The 21,301-nt window shown below is 63.5% G+C and carries 22 protein-coding genes and 1 pseudogene; 12 read left to right on the top strand and 11 right to left on the bottom strand.

Going from position 1 to position 21,301, the window contains the following annotated elements; genetic code table 11:
* Positions 1-3: 3 nt before the first annotated feature.
* Positions 4-360: a YciI family protein gene (locus tag ACSMXN_RS07970; protein ID WP_022911314.1), complete on the bottom strand. Its 357-nt coding sequence runs from the start codon at positions 358-360 to the stop codon at positions 4-6.
* 97 nt (positions 361-457) lie between these two features.
* The gene (locus ACSMXN_RS07965) at positions 458-946 is read right to left on the bottom strand and encodes a DUF6069 family protein (RefSeq protein WP_022911313.1); all 489 of its coding nucleotides are present in this window, start codon (positions 944-946) and stop codon (positions 458-460) included.
* A 202-nt stretch (positions 947-1,148) separates the two neighbouring features.
* On the opposite strand from ACSMXN_RS07965, the gene ACSMXN_RS07960 reads away from it, so the two are divergent.
* Both ACSMXN_RS07960 and ACSMXN_RS07955 read left to right on the top strand, forming a co-directional pair.
* Positions 1,149-1,721 (top strand): dihydrofolate reductase family protein, encoded by a 573-nt coding sequence (locus tag ACSMXN_RS07960; protein ID WP_022911312.1) that lies wholly within the window; start codon positions 1,149-1,151, stop codon positions 1,719-1,721.
* A 425-nt stretch (positions 1,722-2,146) separates the two neighbouring features.
* Positions 2,147-4,255 (top strand): catalase, encoded by a 2,109-nt coding sequence (locus tag ACSMXN_RS07955; protein WP_022911311.1) that lies wholly within the window; start codon positions 2,147-2,149, stop codon positions 4,253-4,255.
* Between the two features lie 45 nt (positions 4,256-4,300).
* Here ACSMXN_RS07955 and ACSMXN_RS07950 read toward each other — a convergent pair whose 3' ends face one another.
* Positions 4,301-5,518 carry an amidohydrolase family protein gene (locus ACSMXN_RS07950; RefSeq protein ID WP_022911310.1) on the bottom strand — a complete coding sequence of 406 codons (1,218 nt, stop codon included), beginning with the start codon at positions 5,516-5,518 and terminating at the stop codon, positions 4,301-4,303.
* Between the two features lie 90 nt (positions 5,519-5,608).
* A complete protein-coding gene (locus ACSMXN_RS07945; protein WP_455407730.1) occupies positions 5,609-6,862 on the bottom strand; it encodes a cytochrome P450 in 1,254 nt (417 codons plus the stop codon).
* 337 nt (positions 6,863-7,199) lie between these two features.
* On the opposite strand from ACSMXN_RS07945, the gene ACSMXN_RS07940 reads away from it, so the two are divergent.
* On the top strand, positions 7,200-8,546 hold the full coding sequence (locus ACSMXN_RS07940) for a cytochrome P450 (protein ID WP_022911308.1): 1,347 nt from the start codon (positions 7,200-7,202) through the stop codon (positions 8,544-8,546).
* Positions 8,547-8,584: 38 nt separating this feature from the next.
* Positions 8,585-9,784 carry a cytochrome P450 gene (locus tag ACSMXN_RS07935; RefSeq protein ID WP_022911307.1) on the top strand — a complete coding sequence of 400 codons (1,200 nt, stop codon included), beginning with the start codon at positions 8,585-8,587 and terminating at the stop codon, positions 9,782-9,784.
* Here ACSMXN_RS07935 and ACSMXN_RS07930 read toward each other — a convergent pair.
* On the bottom strand, positions 9,781-10,389 hold the full coding sequence (locus ACSMXN_RS07930) for a VOC family protein (protein ID WP_022911306.1): 609 nt from the start codon (positions 10,387-10,389) through the stop codon (positions 9,781-9,783). The genes ACSMXN_RS07935 and ACSMXN_RS07930 overlap by 4 nt on opposite strands.
* A 122-nt stretch (positions 10,390-10,511) precedes the next feature.
* Between ACSMXN_RS07930 and ACSMXN_RS07925 the strand changes: the two are divergent.
* The 4 genes and pseudogenes from ACSMXN_RS07925 to ACSMXN_RS07910 all read left to right on the top strand — a co-directional run.
* Positions 10,512-10,664: pseudogene (locus tag ACSMXN_RS07925) on the top strand (ribbon-helix-helix domain-containing protein); the annotation flags it as partial.
* A 135-nt stretch (positions 10,665-10,799) separates the two neighbouring features.
* Complete coding sequence (locus tag ACSMXN_RS07920; RefSeq protein WP_022911304.1) at positions 10,800-11,657, top strand: class I SAM-dependent methyltransferase; 858 nt, start codon at positions 10,800-10,802, stop codon at positions 11,655-11,657.
* An 80-nt stretch (positions 11,658-11,737) separates the two neighbouring features.
* The gene (locus tag ACSMXN_RS07915) at positions 11,738-12,940 is read left to right on the top strand and encodes an alpha/beta fold hydrolase (RefSeq protein ID WP_022911303.1); all 1,203 of its coding nucleotides are present in this window, start codon (positions 11,738-11,740) and stop codon (positions 12,938-12,940) included.
* Between the two features lie 50 nt (positions 12,941-12,990).
* The gene (locus ACSMXN_RS07910; protein ID WP_022911302.1) at positions 12,991-13,719 is read left to right on the top strand and encodes a ZIP family zinc transporter; all 729 of its coding nucleotides are present in this window, start codon (positions 12,991-12,993) and stop codon (positions 13,717-13,719) included.
* Between the two features lie 37 nt (positions 13,720-13,756).
* On the opposite strand, the gene ACSMXN_RS07905 is transcribed toward ACSMXN_RS07910, so the two are convergent.
* The 5 genes from ACSMXN_RS07905 to ACSMXN_RS07885 all read right to left on the bottom strand — a co-directional run bounded on the left by ACSMXN_RS07905 (position 13,757) and on the right by ACSMXN_RS07885 (position 17,427).
* Complete coding sequence (locus ACSMXN_RS07905) at positions 13,757-14,413, bottom strand: hypothetical protein (protein WP_155958198.1); 657 nt, start codon at positions 14,411-14,413, stop codon at positions 13,757-13,759.
* A gap of 129 nt (positions 14,414-14,542) precedes the next feature.
* The gene (locus tag ACSMXN_RS07900; RefSeq protein WP_027138931.1) at positions 14,543-15,010 is read right to left on the bottom strand and encodes an SRPBCC family protein; all 468 of its coding nucleotides are present in this window, start codon (positions 15,008-15,010) and stop codon (positions 14,543-14,545) included.
* 2 nt (positions 15,011-15,012) lie between these two features.
* Entirely contained in the window at positions 15,013-15,867 is an 855-nt protein-coding gene (locus tag ACSMXN_RS07895) for a TIGR03560 family F420-dependent LLM class oxidoreductase (protein WP_022911299.1), read from the bottom strand.
* Positions 15,868-15,954: 87 nt separating this feature from the next.
* A complete protein-coding gene (locus ACSMXN_RS07890; RefSeq protein WP_022911298.1) occupies positions 15,955-16,356 on the bottom strand; it encodes a TIGR03618 family F420-dependent PPOX class oxidoreductase in 402 nt (133 codons plus the stop codon).
* A gap of 114 nt (positions 16,357-16,470) precedes the next feature.
* On the bottom strand, positions 16,471-17,427 hold the full coding sequence (locus ACSMXN_RS07885) for a glyoxalase (RefSeq protein ID WP_022911297.1): 957 nt from the start codon (positions 17,425-17,427) through the stop codon (positions 16,471-16,473).
* A gap of 141 nt (positions 17,428-17,568) precedes the next feature.
* Here ACSMXN_RS07885 and ACSMXN_RS07880 point away from each other — a divergent pair, with 141 nt between their 5' ends.
* Entirely contained in the window at positions 17,569-18,078 is a 510-nt protein-coding gene (locus ACSMXN_RS07880; RefSeq protein ID WP_155958197.1) for a VOC family protein, read from the top strand.
* 27 nt (positions 18,079-18,105) lie between these two features.
* Here the strand turns inward: ACSMXN_RS07880 and ACSMXN_RS07875 are convergent, their stop codons facing one another.
* Positions 18,106-18,453, bottom strand: a complete 348-nt coding sequence (locus ACSMXN_RS07875) for a hypothetical protein (RefSeq protein WP_155958196.1) — start codon at positions 18,451-18,453, stop codon at positions 18,106-18,108.
* A gap of 134 nt (positions 18,454-18,587) precedes the next feature.
* Between ACSMXN_RS07875 and ACSMXN_RS07870 the strand changes: the two genes are divergently transcribed.
* The 3 genes from ACSMXN_RS07870 to ACSMXN_RS07860 are packed head-to-tail and all read left to right on the top strand — an operon-like array spanning position 18,588 to position 21,270.
* A complete protein-coding gene (locus tag ACSMXN_RS07870; RefSeq protein ID WP_022911294.1) occupies positions 18,588-18,968 on the top strand; it encodes a hypothetical protein in 381 nt (126 codons plus the stop codon).
* Positions 18,965-19,408, top strand: coding sequence for a hypothetical protein (locus ACSMXN_RS07865; protein WP_022911293.1), 444 nt, complete (start codon positions 18,965-18,967; stop codon positions 19,406-19,408). Before ACSMXN_RS07870 ends, ACSMXN_RS07865 begins: the two co-directional genes overlap by 4 nt.
* 41 nt (positions 19,409-19,449) lie before the next feature.
* Positions 19,450-21,270 carry a hypothetical protein gene (locus ACSMXN_RS07860; protein WP_155958195.1) on the top strand — a complete coding sequence of 607 codons (1,821 nt, stop codon included), beginning with the start codon at positions 19,450-19,452 and terminating at the stop codon, positions 21,268-21,270.
* Positions 21,271-21,301: the final 31 nt, after the last annotated feature.

Genomic DNA, 21,301 nt, shown 5'->3' with positions numbered 1-21,301 from the left:
AGGTCAGGCCGGGGCGTCCTCTTGGAAAGGACGAACCTCGACTGGTCCCTGGCAAGCGGCGGAGGCCTTGCCGGCCAGCGCAATCGCCGCGTCGAGGTCTGGAGCCTTGATGACCCAGAAACCACCAATGTGCTCTTTGGCTTCCGCGAACGGGCCGTCGGTGGTCAGGACTTCACCGTTCTCGTTACGAACGACCGTTGCGGTTTCAGGCTCGTACAGCCCGCCACCGAAGATCCAGATATCGTCGGCTTGCAATTGCTGGTTGAACGCCTCGACGTCGGCGTACATGGTCTCCATCGTCTCGGGCGCCGGTGGTTCTTGGCCTTCGACGTAATGGACCGATAACAGGTACTGCTTCATGGCTGTCTCCTTATGTGATGTGTGGACTCCGCCTCTACGTCGGAGCTTTGCTTGCAGGGCGCGTTTTTGTGCTTTCGTTGCCTACTCTGCCAAACCGTCAGCGCTCGTTTGCACTTTTGCGAAACGACGGGATCAGGACGGCGGCTACGGCGACGTGGATGAAGATCAGTGAGGTACGGGTTCCGGCGGTGGCGTGCTCGAGAAAGATCGGCACGATGGACAGTGCAAGAACGCCGACGGCTAGCCCGGTCCAGATGCGGATTGCCCGGGCGCTGAACCGTTCCAGAACGGCCAGCGCGGCCCAGCCAAGCCCGGCGCAGAACAGCGTGAAGCCGATGACGGTCGGCAAGCCGATCACCACCGAGCCCTGCGAGTCGGTGAGCTTGAAGTCGACGCCCGCAGCCTTGGCGACCCCCCATACCGCGCTGGTGGCGACGGCAGCGCAACCGAGGGCATAGGCACGGGCTAGGCGGCGAGTCTTGGGCGACTGGACCGACGCGGCGGAAGGGACAGAAGACGGCGGGACAGAAGACGGCGGGACAGAAGAGGAAGGGCCAAACGTGGTGCCGTGTTCGGTGGCGGTCATGGTGAATGCTCCTTCGTGAGTTCGGGTGAGGTTTGGTGGGCCTCTAACACGGCTACGAAGGCACCCCACCGAAATCGACACTTGCCGGTGAACAGATTTTTCCGAGAGGGCCGCAAGCGAGGCATTGCCCGTCGGCACGCGAAATGTTGGACTGGTTCTTTCCAAACCGCCCGCGCAAAATATCGCGGATTGAGGAGCCGTCATGACGACAGAAACAGCGGAGCAGCCCCAGTCGGACGCCACCGTCTGGCACGTCATGATGTCTTTGGACGGCTATATCGCGGCTCGAGGCGACTCGATGGACTGGGTGGCCGCGCACGGCCCCGCCGGACCCATGGTTGACGAGATCCGCGACACGACAGGCGCCGTCCTGGCCGGTCGGCGCTGGCACGACATCGCGACGCAACGCTTCAACGGCCGAGCCGGCATCTACGGTGGTAAGTGGAGCGGCCCGGTCTTCGTACTCACGCATACCGCGCCGAGCGATCCTCCCGACAAAGAAATAAGGTTCCTGTCCGGCCCGATCGAAGATGTCGTCCACACGGCACGTGAGGCGGCCGGCGGGCGCCGACTGGGAATCTTCGGTGCCGACGTCGCCCGACAGGCCTTGGCTGCCGGGCTGCTCGACGAGATCGCGGTGCACCTGGCGCCCGTGCTGCTGGGCGGCGGAATACGGCTGTACGGCGGTCACGGTGAGATGACCGTCCCGCTCCGGCGAATCGAGGCGACCTTGTCGCCCCAGCTGACCGATCTTCGCTTTCGAGTACTGCGCTAACGCAGCACATGACGGCCCCGTTGCGGGTGAGACGGTCTCAGTCCACGCGTGACCCTTCCTAGGAGGACACTCCGGGACGCTGGCTGTTTAGCGCGCTCCATGGCTGTTTAAGGCCCGAAGCGTCGACCTCCACCGTGCTCTAATTGTGGCAATTGTTCAACCCGACATTTTGGTGTCGCGTCGCTGCACAGTTTGCCCCGACCCAGTAGTGTCGGGTCTGCGATCTTCGTAATCGCCTGTATCGGGGAGACAGCCCCCGCAGCGATCACCAGCCAGCCCTCGAAAAAGCCCGAGGCGGACCTGAGTACGTAGCGAGATGACAGCGCCTCGCCAAGCTGGTTCTGACGACACCACGCCGCGTTTTCCAAACGTATCGCGGCACGTCGCCTCGACAGCTACCCGAAAGCACAGAGAAGGAACCTGTCATGCCTCCACGCCGAAAAGCTGACCAGAGCGCTCCCCGGCCCACCAGCCCGACCGGGACGGCCGAACACAACCTGACCCTGAATGACAGTCGCGCCCAATCCGGCGATTACTTGACCACCGCACAAGGCCTGCGCCTGCCCGACACCGATCACTCGCTCAAGGCCGGCGATCGTGGCCCGACCTTGTTGGAGGATTTCCATCTTCGGGAGAAGATCACCCACTTCGACCACGAGCGGATCCCCGAGCGGGTCGTACATGCGCGCGGTGCGGCGGCACACGGCGTCTTCGAGTCCTACGGGACGGCATCGTCAGTAACCAAAGCGGGCTTCCTGGCCCGGGGCGCCAAGACTGACGTCTTCGTCCGGTTCTCAACCGTTGCCGGCTCACGGGGTTCGGCCGACACGGTGCGCGATGTGCGTGGCTTTGCAGTGAAGTTCTACACCGACGAAGGCGTCTTTGACCTGGTCGGCAACAACATGCCGGTCTTCTTCATCCAGGACGGCATCAAGTTTCCTGATGTCATTCACGCGGCCAAGCCTCAGCCCGACCGTGAGATCCCGCAGGCGCAGACTGCCCATGACACGTTCTGGGACTTCGTCTCCCTGCATACCGAAGCGACTCACCATGTCATGTGGGCGATGAGCGATCGTGGCATCCCGCGTTCCTATCGCACGATGGAGGGTTTTGGCGTACACACCTTCCGTCTCGTGAACGCCACGGGCGAGACCAGTCTGGTGAAGTTCCACTGGAAGCCCGTCGCCGGCGTTCATTCGCTGGTCTGGGAAGAAGCCCAGATCGCCGCCGGGATCGACCCGGACTATCACCGCCGCGACCTGGCCGACGGCATCGAGAACGGCGCGTTCTTCGAATACGAGCTGGGCGTCCAAATCATGCCGGACGACGGAACCGATTCGTTCGAGGGCATCGACCTGTTGGATCCGACGAAACTCGTTCCCGAGGAACTCGCACCGGTGCAACTTATCGGCAAGCTCACCCTCAACCGCAATCCCACGAACTACTTTGCCGAAACGGAGCAGGTGGCATTCCATACCGGCCACCTGGTGCCAGGTATCGAAGTCACCAACGACCCGCTGATGCAGGCCCGACTTTTCTCCTACCTTGACACCCAGATCACTCGCCTCGGCGGCCCGAACTTCGCGCAGCTACCCATCAACAGGCCACACTGTCCGGTCAATGACATGTTGCGCGACGGCATGCACCAGACCGCCATTCACACCGGTCTTGCCCCGTATCACCCCAACAGCGTCGACAACGATCAGCCACTGCTGGCCGGAGAATCCGAGCAGGGATATGTGCAGACCCCGCGACCGATCGAGGGGGCAGCGGTCCGAGCCAACCCGGTATCCTTCGACGACCACTTTTCCCAGGCGACGCTGTTCTTTCGCAGTTTGACGGCAGTCGAACAGGCACACGTCGTGGCCGCATTCACGTTCGAGCTGGGTAAGTGCTACGAGCAGGTGATCAAGGAGCGCGAACTCCAGGTCCTGGCAAACGTGGACGCGGACCTTTGCGCTGAGGTTGCGGCTGGGCTCGGATTGCCTGCGCCAACAGGCACCCCCACCACCGACGTGACGCCATCGGCCGCGTTTACCCAAATCGTCCTCGAGCCTGGGCCGATCGCAGGCCGGAATATCGGAGTCATCGCCGACACAGGCTCTGACCTCGACGGCATCGACAAGCTTCGCCGCGCCGCCAAGAAGCTCGGGGCGACGGTCCACGTGATCGCGCCCGTCGGAGGTGTGCTCTCGGACGGCACGAATACCGAAACTGTCGATCGGACGTTCTTGACCACTCGCTCGATCGAGTTCGACGCCATCGTCGTGGCGGACGGGACCGCGCCCGTCACCGACATCAAACTGGTGCTCCTACTGCAAGAGGCATACCGGCATTGCAAGGCGCTCGCCGCGTGGGGTGCTGGCAGTCAGGTCTTGAGCGCTTGCGCGATCCCACTGGATGCTCCAGGGGTGCTCAGTGCAAAGTCCGTCGCCAAGACGTTCAACGACGATCTTTTCGCAGCCATGGGCCTACACCGTGCCTGGGACCGGGCCGACCTCGTGATGGCGTCGGCGGTTCCGCCGGCAGTCTGATCGCCCTACTGGACGCTCCCGATCACCGCCCGGACGTGCAGCCCGCTAGCCGATTGCTGCTGCGGGTTCGCTCGTCCGGGCGGTAACCGGCAAGCCGAGGAAGCGTCGCGCGTTGTCGCCCATGAAATCGCGGGCTCGGTCTTCTTCCATGCCTTCGGCGTACTTGTAGTAGTCCTTCGGCTCGGCAAGCCCCTCCGGATGCGGGTAGTCCGAGCCGAACATGACCTTGTCCCAGCCGAGAGCGTCCACCACGTCTTCCACCGAGCCTTCCCAGAACGGGCTGACCCAGCAGTTGCGCCGCATGACCTCGACCGGGTGCTCGGCGAAGGCCTGTGGCATCTTGTCGTGCGCAGCAGCAAGGTCATGCAGCAGCGGACGAATCCAGGCGCTGCCGTTCTCGATGCTGGCCACCCGCAGCTTCGGGAACCGGCTGAAGGTGCCGTGGCAGATGAGGCTGGTGACCATGTCAGCGATCTCGCGGTGGCCCAGGGCTACCCACTTGAAAGGGCTGACCTCCTGGAAGTTGTTCGTCTTCGACGGCTCCCACTTCGTGACGTAGTCACTGAGCGGTGGCTGGCTGCCGTGCAGCACGACCGGCATGTTCGCCTGCTGGACGTCATTCCAGAACGGGTCGAACTCCGGCAGTGCAGGTGAACGCCAGCCATGCAGGCCCTTCGCCGGCGCTGGCTTCATCAACACAACCTTGGCGCCGTTCTCGATGACCCAGGCCAGCTCGCGGCGCGCGGCGTCCACCTCGGCGCAGGTGATCACGGGTGTCATGAACAGCCGATCCTGATGGACGAATCCCCACTGCTCTAGCATCCAACGGTTGAGCGCATGGATCACTGCCACGACCAGTTCCGGATCCTCGGCGGCCGAATGCTCGACCAGGTTGGCCAGCGTCGGATAGATCAGCGTCGCCTGCACGCCCTGCTCGTCCAAGGATTCGATCCGAGCGGCCGGCTCGCGAAAGGCTGGGACTGCATCCATCCCGTGGCCGCTCATCTGCCGCAGGGTCTTGCCCTCTGGATTGTTGCCCGAGTAGAACGCCTCGTGAGCGCCCGGGGCGGCCACCCGGTCAAACGTCGGGTTCGGGATGTACTCGGTGATCTTGCCGAGGATGGCGATGCGGGTGTGCCGGCCGACCTGAACGAATTGCACGGCACTCTTGTACTCATCGGGTAAGTACCGCGTCAGGGCGTCAGCAGCCTCGTACATGTGCTGATCGGCGTCAAAGATCGGTGCGTCCATGAACAGGCTCATGCGTTTACCTCCGGTGTGCTCCAGGTCACTCTTGGCGAGCAACGTAAAGCGGGCAGTGCGCACTGTCAAGGCTGGTAGACCTCGTTGTGACTAGCTGGTGCTCGGAGGCGTCCACTCCAGCGGCAGACTCTTCAGTGCAAACATGCCCATCGTGTTGTAACGAAGGCCGTCACGATCTGCCGGCGGCAATGAGTAGTCCGGTACGCGGTCCAACCAGACCTTGATCGCGATAGCAAGTTCCTGCCGGGCAAGGTGGGAACCGACGCACCGGTGCAGGCCGCCGCCGAAGGCCGTGTGCGGATTCTGCTCCCGATGGAAATCGACCTCCATCGAGTGCTCGAAAAGCTCGGAATCGCGGTTGGCCAGGGTGTGGAGCTGCATGATCTCGTCGCCACGCTTCATCTGTACACCGCCGAGCACCGTGTCCTCACGCACTGTGCGCGGCGGATTCACCCAGGCATGCCAGCGAAGCAGCTCCTCCACCGCCTGCGGAATCAGCGCGGGGTCATCGATCAATTCCTGCTTCTTGTCGGGGTGTTCGGCAAGGTAGCGGAATGAATGGGACAAGCCCGAGCTGACCGTGTCCAGGCCGGCGATGAACAAGAGCCACGCCATGTCCTGGATGTCGTCATCCGGCACCGGCGTTCCGTCGTCGAAGCTGATCGCGGCGAGCTTGGAAATAAGGCCTTCGTCGGGGTTGCGACGCTTCTCGCCGATCATCTCGAGATTCATGGCCTCGATCTTCTTGCCTGCGGCCGCCCGTGCCTCGAAGTCCAGATTGTGGAAGAACGTGTCCTCCCACTCCAGGAACTGAGCTTTACGCTCCATCGGATAGCCCATCAAGGCCATGAATACGGTCGCGGGCAGCACGGCTGCGAAGTCATGGGCGAAGTCGCAGCGTCCGTTGGCGATCACCTTGTCCAGCAGCTCGTTGGCAGTCTCGCGGATACCGCTTTCCAGGCGACGCATCTGTGAAGGCGAGAACAACGGGGTCAACAACAACCGGTACTTGCGGTTGTCCGGCGGGTCGAGCTCGAGTGGGATCATCCGCCGCGGCATCGCCTTGGCCGCACCGCCGTAGCCCATGGTCGTGGTGAAGAAGTCACCGTCTTGAAGGGTGCGGCGGATGTCGTCCGGCCTGGTCACGTACCAGACACCCTTACCCGGTCCGTTGAAGGACACCGGGCTGAAAAAGATTGGCGGTGCTTCGGCACGCACCTTTTCATAGGTGCCGAACGGGTCCGAGTCGAAACCATCCGCATAAACCTGATCGAACGTGTAGACGAGCTCAGGCGGGACGTGATCGGGAATCGGTGCAATTTCGGGAGCAGGCATAGCAGACATCAGCATTGACCTCTTTGCTCGCGACGGCAGGTAGCCATACGCTAGCCGCCTGAGACGCGTCTGTCACGCATTCTCAGAGTCGAAACTTTTTGATCAAGAATCGCGCCGGATTTCGCTTTTGACACAGATTTGGCAAGGCAATGCGAACCGATGCACGTCCGGCGGTCCGCATTCCGTCGCATTGAAGACTTAGCCGGATCGGCCATCAGTGGTTATTCGAGAACCTATACGGAGCTTGGATCTTAGAGTAGTTTAGTGAATTGAGATTCAGACACCGGACAAAGACTGAATCAGTCGTATAACGACCCGCGATAATCCGAACAGGGAGGCGCACCCGATGAGCGACGAACCACCCATCGACCGCATCTACACCTTCGACCGCCACGGGCAGGAATACCGCGTGCGCTTCGAGGAGCTTGCTGCGGATATGCAGTCCAAATGTCCGGTGGCGTGGAACGAGACCTACGGCGGTCACTGGTTTGCGGCCGGGAACAAAGAACTCTTCGATATCGCCCGCAGTGCGGACAAGGTCTCCAACGATCTGGACGTACACAACCAGCGGCGCGGCTACAAGGGCATCAGCATCCCCTCGATCGATTCGGGCACGATGGAGGCCTCCTTTCTGACCTTGGATCCGCCCGAGCAGCGGCACTATCGCCAGTCTCTGAATGCGTATCTCTCCCCTGCAGCCGTGAACCGGTGGCGCCCGGTCACCCAGGAGATCACCCGAGCCGCACTGAACGAGGTGATCGAAACTGGCTCCATCGACTTCGTCGACGATCTCGCCAACATCGTGCCGGCAGTGCTGACCCTGGCGATGATGGGTCTGCCGCTGGCGGACTGGGAAGTGTACTGCGAGCCTGCGCACGCACAGGTGTACACCAAGCCCGATTCACCCGATATGCCAAGGGTTATCGAGACTATCTGGGAGATGATGGGGCGCCTGCATGCAGCGGTCGTGGCCACCCGGACGAATCCGAAACCAGGTCTGATCGACGGGCTGGTCAAGGCAACGATCAACGGTCGTAAACCGTCGGACGCTGAGATCACTTCGCAGCTGGGCCTGCTGATCGGCGGTGGCTTCGACACCACGACCGCGCTGACCGCGCACAGCTTGGAGTGGCTTTCCGAGCATCCGGACCAGCGCGAGCGCTTGTCACGCGAGCGCGAGACCCTGCTGGACTCGGCGACGGAGGAGTTTCTGCGCTTCTACACCCCGGCGCCCGGCGACGGACGGACGATCAGCCAGGACTGCACGATGGCGGGTGTGGACTTCAAGGAGGGTCAGCGGCTGTGGTTGTCCTGGGCGATGGCCAACCGTGATCCGAGTGTGTTCCCCAACCCGAACGAGATCATCCCCGACCGTAAGAACAATCGGCACTCCAGCTTCGGCCTCGGCATCCACCGCTGCATAGGTTCGAACGTCGCGCGAATGACCTTCAAGTCCATGATCACCGCCGTGCTCGACCGGATGCCTGACTTCGTCTGCGACCCTGCGGGCGCGGTGCACTACGACACCGTGGGCGTGATCAACGGGATGAAGAAACTTCCGGCCACCTTCACCCCCGGCCCGCGCATCGGTGCCGGACTCGAGGAGACACTGGCCACGCTGCAGAAGCTCTGCGACGAGCAGCAGCTCGCCGAGCCGGTCACGGTGCGCCAAGAGACTGCGCAAGTCGGCTAGCGGGAGGCGAACCGGGGTCGACAGGGAGCGGGACGAAGATGGATTCCGACATGGCTTTGGACATCGAGACCAACGCGCGCGACGACCGCAAGTCAGCCGCGCTGGCCGCTCAGCGGGTGAGAGCCCGAGACGGGGCTCGGGTTGTCGCCGAGTTCGGTCTGGCCCGTGAGGTACTGCGCAGTTCGCCGAACATGGTCCAAGCTGGGCTCGGACACGACGACACGGCGAACGGCGATCCCCAATTCGCCTCGGTCTTCTTCCTCGACGGCGAACCTCATCGGCGTAGACGCACCGCCATCGCCCGGTTCTTCACCCCGAAGGCGATCAGCACACGGCACCGGATCGTCATGGAGGAGACCACAGACCGACTCCTGGCCGAGTTGCAGGCGGCGGGCCATGGTCAGTTGGACGTGATCACCTTCGAGTTGGCGGTGGCCGTTGCCGCCGAGATCGTTGGGCTCAACGACAGTGCCATCGGCCCCCTGTCGCGGCGCATCTCCGCTGCCATGTTCGGTACCCGGCTGCCTGGCATGAACCGGTTCGTCCGCCCGTTCGGAACTGCATGGGCAGCCGCCCACGTCGGTCGGTTCTTCCTTCGCGATGTTCGTCCCGCCATTGCAAGCCGGCGCGCTCAACCACGCGAGGACGTCATCTCACACCTGATCGAGGAGGGTTACCCGGACAAGGCGATCCTGATGGAGTGCCTTACTTATGCCGGTGCCGGTATGGTCACCACCCGCGAATTCATCGTCATGGCCGCCTGGCACCTGTTCGACAACGACCCGCTTCGGCAACGATTTGTTGCCGGCGACGAGCAGACCCAATTCGCCATCCTCGAAGAGCTTCTGAGGCTGGAACCCGTCGCCTCGATGCTGTACCGGCAGGCCGACGCCGACACCACGCTCTCGTCCTGCACGGTCGCCGATGGCGAACTCGTCGCACTCAACCTGCGGGAGTCCAATCTCGACCCCGCGGCTGTTGGCGAATGCCCTTATGCAATCGACCCCGACCGCGCAGCGAAAGCGGGGATCGTCGGGGCGTTCCTCAGCTTCGGCGATGGCAGCCACCGCTGCCCCGGGGCCCAGGTCGCGCTGACCGAGACGCGGGTATTTCTAGACCGGCTCATGCGGGTCCCAGGCATTCGATTGGAGAACCAGCCGCGAATGACGTGGAATCCGTCGCTGGAAAGCTACGAACTGCGTCGTGCCCGGATCCGCTGCGATCGCAGGCAGTCTTAGCTGCTCGTGCCGTTCCGCTCGTCCACCATGTAGTGCGCGTACCAGTCAGGCCAGTCCGGGTCCTCCTTCCCGGTCTCTTCCTCGTGTTTGCCGTGGGCCGCTGCCGCTCGGCGCAGCGCGCCGGCCAGGTCCGCGGCGGAGTCGTAAGCCGGTGCCGCGGCGACCCGGCCCGGTAGTCGGGAGGTGACCTCCTGAATGAACCAGGTGTTGCCGTCAGGGTCGCTGAACGACAGCCACGAGCCATAGCTCTGCCGATCCGAGGACGGCCCCGACACCCGCCCGGTCGTGCCGGCGTGATGGAACACTCCGCCTGCGTCGTGGAAAACCTCACCAACGTCCACGCCTTGGCCGACGAGCTCGGTCCGGGCGGCTTCGATGTCGTCCACCACCAACTGCAGACCGTCCACCGAGCCTGGGGTGGCCGAGGTCAGGCCGGTGCCGAAGATGACCGAGCACGGGGAGCCCGGCGGCGTCAGCTGCACTACCCGGAAGTCCGGACCGGTGACAAAGTCGGCGTCCTCCCGCCACCGGAGTGCGGTGTAAAAGTTCTTCGCTCTGTCTACGTCTGACACTGGCAACACCACAACTTCGAGCTTCATATCCATGCCTATGCTCCTCTGATTGTGTTGCAGGTGGCCCCGGTCAAGGCCACCTGCGCTGTGCATCCATATTCGCGCGGCCCATTCCCGAAGTCCACCTCGCGCTTCTAGGTTGCTAGCATGCTTGCGTGGGCGACGAGGACGTCAAACAGTTCAACGTGTATCTGCCGATCGTGCTGATAAAGCAGGTCAAGCACCATGCCATCGAAGAGGGTATGTCTCTGTCCGCCCTCGTCACTAACGCGCTGCGGACCTATCTAGACCGTCCAAATCACGACCATCCCAGCCCCGACCAACCAAACCCCGATCATCCCAACCGCGACCTTCCCAACCGCGAAGGCGCATACCGGCATAGACGATCTGAGAAGGAGAGCTGACTTTCCCGCAAAGCACCAGTCCGGATAAGGAGAAACCTGATGGCAGACGATGACCCCGCCGAGCCGGAAAGCACGGCGGTGCGAGTCGCGCTGTGGCGGGCGATGCACACCCTCGTCGACCCACCACCACACGTACTCGAAGACGAGATCGGCCTGAGGCTGGCAGCCCCTGACAGCGACTGGCGTTCCCGCCCGGACATGGACGCGGCTGGCACCAGTGGGTTCCGGGCGGCCATCGTGGCCAGGGCTCGCTTCATCGAGGATCTGGTGGTCGAGCAGGCCGATCGCGATGTCGCGCAGTACGTAATTCTGGGCTCTGGCCTGGACACCTTCGCCCAACGCCGGCCAGAAATCGCCAGCCGCCTAAGAGTATTCGAGATTGACCAGCCCGGCCCTCAAGCCTGGAAGCGGCACCGTCTGCTCGAGCTCGGCTACGGCATCCCTGAATGGCTGCGTTTCGTCCCGGTCGACTTCGAGGGCGGTGGGTCTTGGTGGCAGCAATTGGCCGCCGCCGGCTTTGACGCTGGCCGACCCGCGGTCGTCGCCTCGACCGGCGTCACCATGTACCTCACCAGGGAGGCCACCGCAGCCACTCTGCACCAGCTCGCTGAGCTCGCTCCGGGTTCGACCTTGGCGATGACCTTCTTGTTGCCGACCGATCTCATCGACGATGCCGACCGGTCCGGGCTCCAGGAGTCCCAGAAAGGCGCCCGCGCGGCGGGGACCCCATTCGTCAGCTTCTATACCCCCCAGGACATGCTTGCACTCGCTCGCGATGCCGGCTTCCGCAATGTCGAACACGTCTCCGGAATTACCATCGCTGAGCGCTATTTTGCCGACCGGACCGATGGCCTGCGACCATCAAGCGGAGAAGACTTTTTGATCGCCACGACCTGACCCAGTCTTCGAACAGCGGCCGTTGGTCAGTTGCAGGTTTTGTACGCACGTTTACCGCACATGTTCACGAGGGGGTTCGGATGGCCAGGCTTGTCTTCAAAGACGAACTGCTGGACTCACAACTGCTGCGGGCCGTCGGGACTGCGGCCTACGGCGGCGCCGACATCGGCGAGTGCCTGCAGACGGCGCGCGAGATCAGCGAAGGTGACCTCGATTCCTGGCATGACGGCTGGCAGCGGTTGGCTCAGCGCGTACACGAACTCGCGCAAGAAGAGGAACGCGCCGGGCGGCGGGTGAGCGCTTGCGGCGCTTATCTGCGAGCGTGCACTTACTACCGCACGTCCGGGGTGATGCTGCTCGGCACTCCGGTCGACCCGCGCCTGACGCAGTCAAATCTCTTGCAGACAGAGGCATTTCGTTCTGCGACGCGGTTGATGGATGCGCCGGTCGAAACGATTGCGATCCCCTATCGGGACACCACGCTGCCCGGTTACTTCCTCAAACCCGACGAGACGCCGGACCCGCGGCCCACCGTAATCCTTACCGGTGGCTATGACGGCACCTGCGAGGAGCTGTATTTCTTCAATGGCGCCGCTGCGCTGACCCGCGGCTACAACGTCCTTGCCTTTGATGGCCCGGGCCAAGGCGGCGCTCTCCTGCACCAGGGCCTGACGATGCGTCCGGACTGGGAGTCCGTAGTCGCCCCGGTGGTGGACTACGCCACGTCCCGGGCCGATGTCGACCCCAATCGGTTGGCGCTCATCGGGCTGAGCCTCGGCGCCCATCTCGCCCCGCGGGCGGCTGCAAGCGAACACCGGCTCGCCGCGCTGATCGCCGACTGCGGATCCTTCGATCTGCAGGCCGGCTTCCTGGCAAGGCTGCCACCGCCACTCGCCACTCGCTACAAGGCAGGTAAGCGGTCGGCTCGGGTGCTGATCGGCCTCATCCTGCGGATCGTCGCCCGCAAACCTACCGCCGGGTGGGCGCTTCGCCGCGGCCAACTCGTGCACGGCGACCGCAGCCCGATTGGCTATCTCGATGCCTTGGCCGCCTACAACCTCGCCGGCCACGCCGAACAGATCACCTGCCCCACCTGGGTCTGCAACGCCGAAGATGACGACATCGGCGCCAGCGCCCCGGAACTCGTCGCATCGCTGAACTGCGAAAGCGAGTTCGTCCATTTCACTACTGCAGAAGGAGCAGGTGATCACTGCGAGCAGGGTGCCCGTACCCTCTATCACGCGCGATCATTCGCCTGGCTCGATAATCACCTGCGTCCGTAGCCGAATCGAGACCGGCGAAAGCCTCTAACCGCGAGGGAGGGACTGGCGTCATGAGCGTGTGGGCGGCGCTGGGGTGGGGCGCGTTCTCGTCGGCGTCCCTGTACATCGGCCAGGCCCTGGCAGGTCCAATGCGGCACTCCTATCGTGCGACTGGTGAAGTGATGGGCTTCGGCGCCGGGACGATGATCAGCGCCGTGGCGTACGAGCTGATCCCCGAGTCGACCCTGAAGCATGGCCTCGGTATCGGTGTCGGATTCGCACTCGGCGCCCTCACCTACTTCATCGCGGACCGGTTGGTCGACACGAACGGCGGCGCGGATCGCCAGTCAGTCGACCCAGCGAGTCCGAGCAGCTCGGGTGCAGCGATGTTCCTAGGTGCGCTGCTCGACGGCATCCCCGAGGCATTCGTTCTCGGAATCACCCTCGAGCTCGGCGGTGGGATCAGTGTCGCGTTCGTCGCGGCCGTGTTCGTCTCCAATATTCCACAGGGGATCGCGGGCACGACAAGCCTGAAAGACACCGGTTACACCGATCGGCGGATCACCTGGATGTGGACGGCACTCACGGCTGCGTGCGCGTTGATCGCAGCATCGGGTTACTTACTCGCTCACTCCGCACACGTGCAGGGGCTCTACTCACAGGCATTCGCCGCCGGTGCCGTGCTGACCATGTTGGCCAACTCGATGATGCCCGAGGCGTTCGAGCACGGCGGCAAGCGGGTCGGCCTCTACACGGTATTCGGCTACCTCGTCGCGGCGGCGCTGAGCATCGTCAGCTGAGCCGTGCAGTCAGGCAGCCGCAGCCAGGCAACCGCAATCAGGCAATGGGCCCAGCCGGCCCACCCGGCCCGTCGGCCGGAGATCGACGGAGCAGGACGATCGAAGCGACCAGTACCCAGATCACGAACAGAGCGAACGGAAAGAACAGCGTGCCGAGCAACTGAAGCACGGCGACCACGAAGCCCGCGATTGCCAACCAGCTCGGTAGTGTCCCGTCCTGATACGCGAGATAGGACGCAGTCCCGGTGAACGCTCCGGCCGCCAGTGCACCCGAAAGCAGCAAGATCGCGAACCCGACATTGTCGAGTTCAGCGGAGAATCCCCCTGGCTGGACGGCCAGATCGCCGAACTGTTTGCCACCGGCGATCGCGACTCGAATCGAGGCCGAGACAATCCCGAGGCCGGCGAACATCGTGCCAAAGGCAATCGGCAGTAAGCCCCGTGACGCGAAGCGCTGGCCTAGATCGACGACGAACCAGACGAACGCCAGGCAGCCCAACACCATCAGATACGCGCCGATGATCGCCGCCGTACGATGGCTGCTATCGGTCCACCACTGATCCCACTTCTGGGTGTTCTTATTGCTATCGGGCGTAGTGAAGATAAGAAACCCAACTACGAATAGCACGACGAAAACAATGCCCATCCATGGCCCGACACGTTTCGATGATTCAACCGCTCGTCCTGCGCTCATGGCCCCGTCCCCCTAAAGGCATACAGCGACGATGCAAATGAGCAGAGCGTGGCACAGCGAAGGAGCAAGGTCAAGAGTCCAGCCCGTATGCTACATCGATCCGAGTATGCCAGCCGTCGATCGGTGTCGTCAGGCGAAACGGCTGGCCAGGGCTTGCAGCGTCGAGGTTATGCCAACTGCGTTTTTGCTAGGTAGGCCCATCAGCTCCAGCACCTTGGGGGCTTTGGCCGTGCTGTAGTCAAACGTCTCCGTAACCTGGGTGACGCCCGGCTCGCTCTCGCTCAACTCCCAGCGCCACCGATGGCCCATCGGGTGCTGCCATTCGATGAGTTGGTTGTCGGCAAAGGCCGTGACCGTTGACGTGATCTTGTAAGGAAAACCGTACTGCTTCATCGCGACGGTGAACTTCGCGCCCTCACTCAGTCGCTCGGGTCCGGACACGGGACTTTGCCGCAACGTACCCGACCCATCCAGTTCAGGGTGCCGGTGCGGATTGGCAATCAGCGCGAACACGTCCGCGGCAGGCGCCGGTACCACCACTTGACGGCTGACCATCCGTTCGCCTGCGTCTACCTTTGAAACCACTGGGGCTGTCATGCCTATGACCATAACCCGGTGAGGGCGTGGCCCCATGAAGTGACCGTTTCGGCGTCCGGGGTGTTGCTGGCCAACAGGATGATCCCGTCGATACCAGCCTCGAGCCGCTCCCCCACAGCCGTCAGGAGCTCGTCCACGCTCGAGGGCGGTTGGACAACGCAGGTCGCAACGATGTCGGCCCGGTTGCGACCCACGGTCGAACAGTGATCATCCAATACACTCAGCTTGTGACGGATCTGCTCCGCGGTGCCGGATACGTTGCACGCATCGGCGTAGCGCGCGACAGTCCGTAAGGTCCGCTTCTCTCCGCCGCCTGCGACCAAGATCGGCAGTCTGGCCTGGACGGGCCGCGGTGCCGCGATGGCATCAGTAATCGAGAAATACTTTCCAGAGAAAGAAGCAACTGGCTCGGTCAGCAGCAATCGACAGATTTGCACGGCCTCTTCGAGGCGGTCCTGACGCTCCGTCATAGAGGGAAAGTCAAGTCCGTAAGCGGTGTGCTCGCCCGCGTCCCAAGCGGCGCCCATACCGAGCACCGCGCGGCCACCGGAGACGATGTCCAATGTCGTGACGGCCTTGGCCAACAAGGACGGCTGGCGAAAGGTCACCGGCGAGACCAACGCACCGACGCTCACCTTGTTGGTAGCGACGGCGAGTCCACCCAACACTGTGTAAGCCTCAAGCATGGGCGAGTTCGGGCCTCCGCCGATAGCGCCCTGCAGCATATGGTCCGGAACCCAGATGGAGTCGAACCCACTGGCGTCCGCCGCCTGCGCGACAGAGACGAGGTGTGAGAACAGCTCATGAGAGCCAAGGTCATAGCTGACGCTGGCGAAGTGTAGTCCGAGGCGAAGCATGTTTTCTCCTGACGGCGCGCACGATTTACCACTGTGATCATCTGAACCTTAGATCAGCACGCCCGGACGTGAGTTCGAGCCTCAGCCTCAGCCCTGGGCGCGAATACGGATCGGCTGGAACGTGACGACAACGCGTTCTTCGGCAGCTTGCTCAGCCATTGATTCGAGGGTCTGCCCATACATAGCGATGAGCTTCGCCATGAAGGTGCGCTCGGCATCGTCATACGCGATCTCAACGTTTGCCCTTACCTCAAGGGTGTGAAACGGGTTGGTCGGGGAAAGGGAAAAGATCGTCGCGAGCGGCCGGGCGACAAGGTTGCGATACTTCACGCGGTTCGTGGACAGTGACGTACGAAGCAATCCGTCGTCATCCAGAAGCATCCAGACCGCTGTGGTCTGAATGCTGCCGTCGTCGTTGATCGTGGACAGGGCAACAGTCGTCGAGGTGACAAGATCGCGGTGACTTTCCGGAATGATGTTGGTTGCCATGCGTTTCATCCTTTCAGGTTCGGCTTTGCAGGATCGGCTTTGCAGGATCGGCTTTGCAGGATCGGCTTTGTAGCATCGGCTTTGCGCGCCAACCTCGGCGCAACGGGTCGCGCCTCACGTGTCGGCGCTCTCGACGAATTCCAGGGCGGTGCCCAACCTCCACTCCGCGGGACGGAGCAGCCGCTTCGGTTCGCCCGGCTGAGCCGCAGGTAGGTAGGTACAACGAATGCCGGCGACGGCCAGTCGCTCTTCCAGGGCATCGAGGTCGCGGACGGCAATCCGGCTGCTGAACGGTCCAGGGCCCCATTGGTCGAGAAAATCGGCTTCAGCGCTGCCAAAAGCGGGTTCGACGAGCTCGAGCGCGGCACTACGCGGGTAAGGAAAGGCGAATCGTGCCCGCCTCGTCCCGTCCGGGGCTGTCGCGTCGCTGCTCGGACGCCACCCGAGGTTGGCATCGAGGGTGTGCAATGCCGCATTCACATCAGGCAACACGATCGTGCGGGCGACAACGTTGACCGGCAGCCCGCGTGCCGGCAGCGGCGGAACGAATTCGGCATCGAGGGCGGGCATTAGCAAGGGCTCGTGCGGTATGACTTCTAGATGCAGACCAGCATCAGCGCTTGGGTCATAGAGCTCACCGCCGGAGGGCGAGAACCCAACCCAAAGGCGCGGAAAGGGGAAGATCCCGTCCGGCTGATCCAGACGGAACTTCGCACCCGCCGCGGCCAGACGGGCAGCGACAGCGTCCAGATCCGTGGTCGAGAGCACCGTCGAGTGAGTTCGCGAGGGCCGTGTGCCCTGTGCTGCGGCGATTTCGGGGATGAATGCATAACCCACGCCACGCTCAGCTGGTGCGGGCGCCTTGAAGGGAACACCCAGTACCTCCAGGGCAGTTGGCGCCGCCCTGCGGTCTGCCTGCACTCTCGCAAACGTCCACTTGGCACCAAGAGCCGGGGATTCCACAGTCCATTGCGGCCGCTGATCGGGCAGCAGCCACTCTTGCTGGCACTGCCGCAGCGCGGCGTCGTGATCGGGTACGACTGCGTCACCGCTGACCAGCAACTCGAACATGGCTTGCGCTCCTTGAGGTCACGAACGTCCTTCTGATCCTGCATCGTCTCACCTCTGGACTACCCAGCACCGATCGTGGAACCATTCGCCGATGGACAACAACAAGAACACTCAGGCTGGTCAGCAAGCCGCCACCGCACCATGAGCAGGCTCATCAATTCCGCTATCGCCTGCAGCAGCCTCGAAAGGAGTCTCGAGTTCTATCGCGATGGGATCGGGCTGGTCGTCATCTCGAATAACGAATTCCAATCACCGTTTGCCCCCTTGATGGGAGTAACCGATGGCCATCGGCAGCGCCAAGCTCACCTTGCCGACCCACAAGATATCGGCGTGACCCTCGTCGAACTTGTGGAATTCAGGGCGACCTCGGACGAGCCCGTACCGGTCGGCCCACCCTTCCGAGGCCCGTTCTTGCTCGGTTTTCAATGCAACTATGACGAAGTGGTCGCACGGCTGCGGGCGCTGGGCTATGACGACATCCGCGAGTCCACTCTCGAAGGCGGAGCCTCGCTCGACACCGAGGCTCAGAAGATCGGTTTCCTCAAGGATCCGGACGGCACGGTCGTCGAGCTTGTGTCGCAGACCTTTCCCGCCGCATCGATTCGCCTACGCCAGCAGGGATTCGTCCAAGAGCTCAAACCGTGGCCGTAGGCCACGCCGAACAGCACACTAGCTTCCTCATTCTCGGATGCAATGCTTGAGCGCACGGGGAACGGCGGAGTAACCCGCCTTTCCTCGACGGACGATCAAAGCGCCCTGCAGCAACTGAAGATGGCTATACCGAGCGCCAACGACGACGATCAAGGCCAGCAACTCCGGATCCAAAGCTAGGGCCAGCATCACCGGATCGGCCAGGAGCATCGGGCACGTCAGCATGACGATCGCGGCCGAGCCCCACAGCAGCCAGACGTAAACCGGGTGTCCAGCACAGGACCTGAGCAACCATTTGCGCATGCAGATCGGTACTGGCCACAGCCGCCGGACGACCCCGCCGATAGCAGCTGCAAATGCGTTCGTTTTATCCACGACTGCACCGAACACTCTGACGTCGCGTGAGGGTCAAGCGATCACGGCAACCAGGGTCGTGAAGCCGGTCGTCACGGTGTTCCGCAAGATGTCACGCCTGAGGGGTGTCAGCTCACCTATCGATGGAGGACACCATGCCCAGTGCGAATCGAATGTCGACCCCGGTCGAGGTCGACGAGGAACAAATCGAGGGTCGCTACGCCCCTCTCGACAACTACACGGTCAGCTTCGAGACCTTCAAGCAGGACGTCGACCCGGCGCCCTACTTCGTCGGGCTGCCTGAGGATCGATGCCAGTGTGTGCACTGGGGCGTGGTGACCGAGGGCCAGGTCACGTTCCGCTGGCACGATCACGAGGAGACCTACGTGGCCGGCGACGCCTACTACGCTCCGCCCGGGCACCTGCCACTTCTTACCGCCGGCACCAGCATCGTGGAGTTCAGCCCGACAGCCGAGCTGGAGGCGACGATGTCTGTCGTGCAGCGCAACCTGGCCGGAGCAGGAGCCCAGGCATGAGCGCCGCAGCGAAGACCGCGAGCGCCAGCCCGGTGCTCGTGCGCCCGGACAGCAGCGTGGCGGTCGCGAACCTGATCCGGTTCCTGGAGACGGGGACGATTCCCGACGGGCTGTTCGCGCCCGACCTCTTCGCCGATCTTTCTTTGCCGCATTGGCGAATCCAGACCGCGACCGCCGAAGACATCATCGCCGAGCGGGTCGCCGGTCACCCGTTCCCCGGGCAAGTGCGGGTGGAAAGGGTGGAGCAGACCGAGCACGGATTCACCATCGAATTCGAGGAACGCTGGAGCAACGAGGGCCAGCGGTGGTACTGCCGAGAAATGATCCGCGCCGATCTGGTCGGCGACACCATCGTCGAGCTGTCGATCTTCTGCACCGGTGACTGGGACGAGGCGAAACAACGCGAACATGCCGCCGCCGTCCACCTCATTCGTCCCTGAATCGGTGCTGAAAGCCACCGAGAACCCTAAGATGAGGTGTGGTGACGCACCCGTCCAGTGTGCGTGATCTCCTCGACCAGGCCGATGTCGAACGCGCGGCCGGTCGGGGGGATACGGCGGCACGCCTGTACGACGCCGCTGCGACGCGCTGCCGCAGCGCGGACGACCTCGACGGCTGGACTCGGGCGGTGCTCGGCGCGGCCTCGGTCTACCTGTTCGGCGCCGAGCCCGGCAAGCTGCCGGCTCAGCTGTATGACGTGCTCGTCCGGACGACCGACGACGCCACCCGCGCTCGGCTCGGGGCGGCGCTCGCTCGTTGCTGGGCCTACGCCGGGCACTCCAGCCGCGCCGTCCAATTCGCTGACGAGGCGCTGGAGCGTGCACAACGCGCGGACTCCCCCGAGTTGCTGGCCGACTGCCTCGACGCCGCACTCGCCGCGCGGTGGGGCCCTGATGACCTCGGCGTCCGGCGCACCCTCACCGTTCGGCTCGACGACGTCGCCGCGCACGTGCTCGATCCCGAAGCTCGGCTGCGGGCGCATCTGTGGGGCCTGCAGGTTGCCTGCGAGACGCTCGACCTCCAGGCGATCCACCGGCAGATGCGCGCCCTGGAACGCCTCGGCGAAGAATCACCGCGAGCCCTGTTCTTTGCCGCGTCGCGGCGACTGATGCTGGACCTGCTGCGAGGTCGCACCGACACGACGGCACACCTCGTCAGCATCGCTTCGGCGGCGGCCGATCAGGCGTCCCTCGCCGACGCCTGGATGGTGCTCAAAGCCATGGCGTTCTACTCCGCGGCCCAGTCCGGCGATATGACTGTCTGCGCCGACGGTGCAGCAGAGGTCGAGGCGTTCGCGCTCGCAGAGGGCGCGACCGCGATCTGTGCCGAGGCAGCGTTCTTGTGGACGTGCGCGGGCGAACCAGAACGCGCCCGTGCGCTCGTGCACACCTTTCACAGCCCGGTACTCGACGAGCTTCCCCGAGACGTGAATTGGTTGTTGACGCTGCAATGCATTCTCGAAGCGGCACTGTTCGTCGCCGACCGCGAGGTGATTGCCAACGCGGCCCGATTGCTCATGCCGTATGAAGACCGAGCGGTGATCAATGCCGGCGCGGTGATGTTTCACGGCGTCACCGATGACACCCTGGCCCGCGCCGCGGCGTTTCTGGGCGATCCCGACACTGCGACGCGGCTGCGCACCCGCGCGCTGGCGACGTATGAGCGTCTGGGCGCGCAGTGGTGGCGACAGCGGCTGGCGCGGTGGGAGCCGACAGCTGCCAATCCTGGTAACGCTGCTTCGCGAGTGGATGAGCGTCCGGCCCACCTGCACCCGATACCAGGAGGACTCTGGCTAATCGGACGAGACAGCGTCGCGGTTCCCCTGCGAGCCCTACGCGGCTTCAGCTACCTTCGCGAGCTGTTGCGCCGGCCCGGCCAGCCTGTCACGGCGCTCGAGCTGGTCGGAGCAGGCACCGGCGTCGTGGTCGAATCCGGCCTCGGCGAGCTACTCGACAAGCAGGCGCTCGCCGAATATCGCCAGCGGCTCGAAGATCTCGACCGCGAACTCGCCGAAGCCGAAGAATGGGCCGACGTCGGGCGTCTCGAACTGAGGCGCGCCGAACGCGACGCACTCCTGAACGAGCTTGCCCGAGCGGCCGGCCTGAACGGACGGAGCCGAACGGCCGGCTCCAGCAACGAACGTGCTCGCATCGCAGTACAAAAGGCCATCAGCGCAGCGACCGAGCGCATCGCTACTGTCGATGCGCCACTCGGCCAGCACCTGCGGATCAGCGTCCAAACTGGCTTGAGCTGTAGCTACGCGCCCACTGCCAAGGACTCTGTCGACTGGATGTTGGACTGACTCACGGCTTCCGTCCATAAAAACCAGCGAA

It is taken from the genome of Parajatrophihabitans canadensis (assembly GCF_053764775.1).
This window is presented reverse-complemented; position numbering and strand designations above follow the sequence as displayed.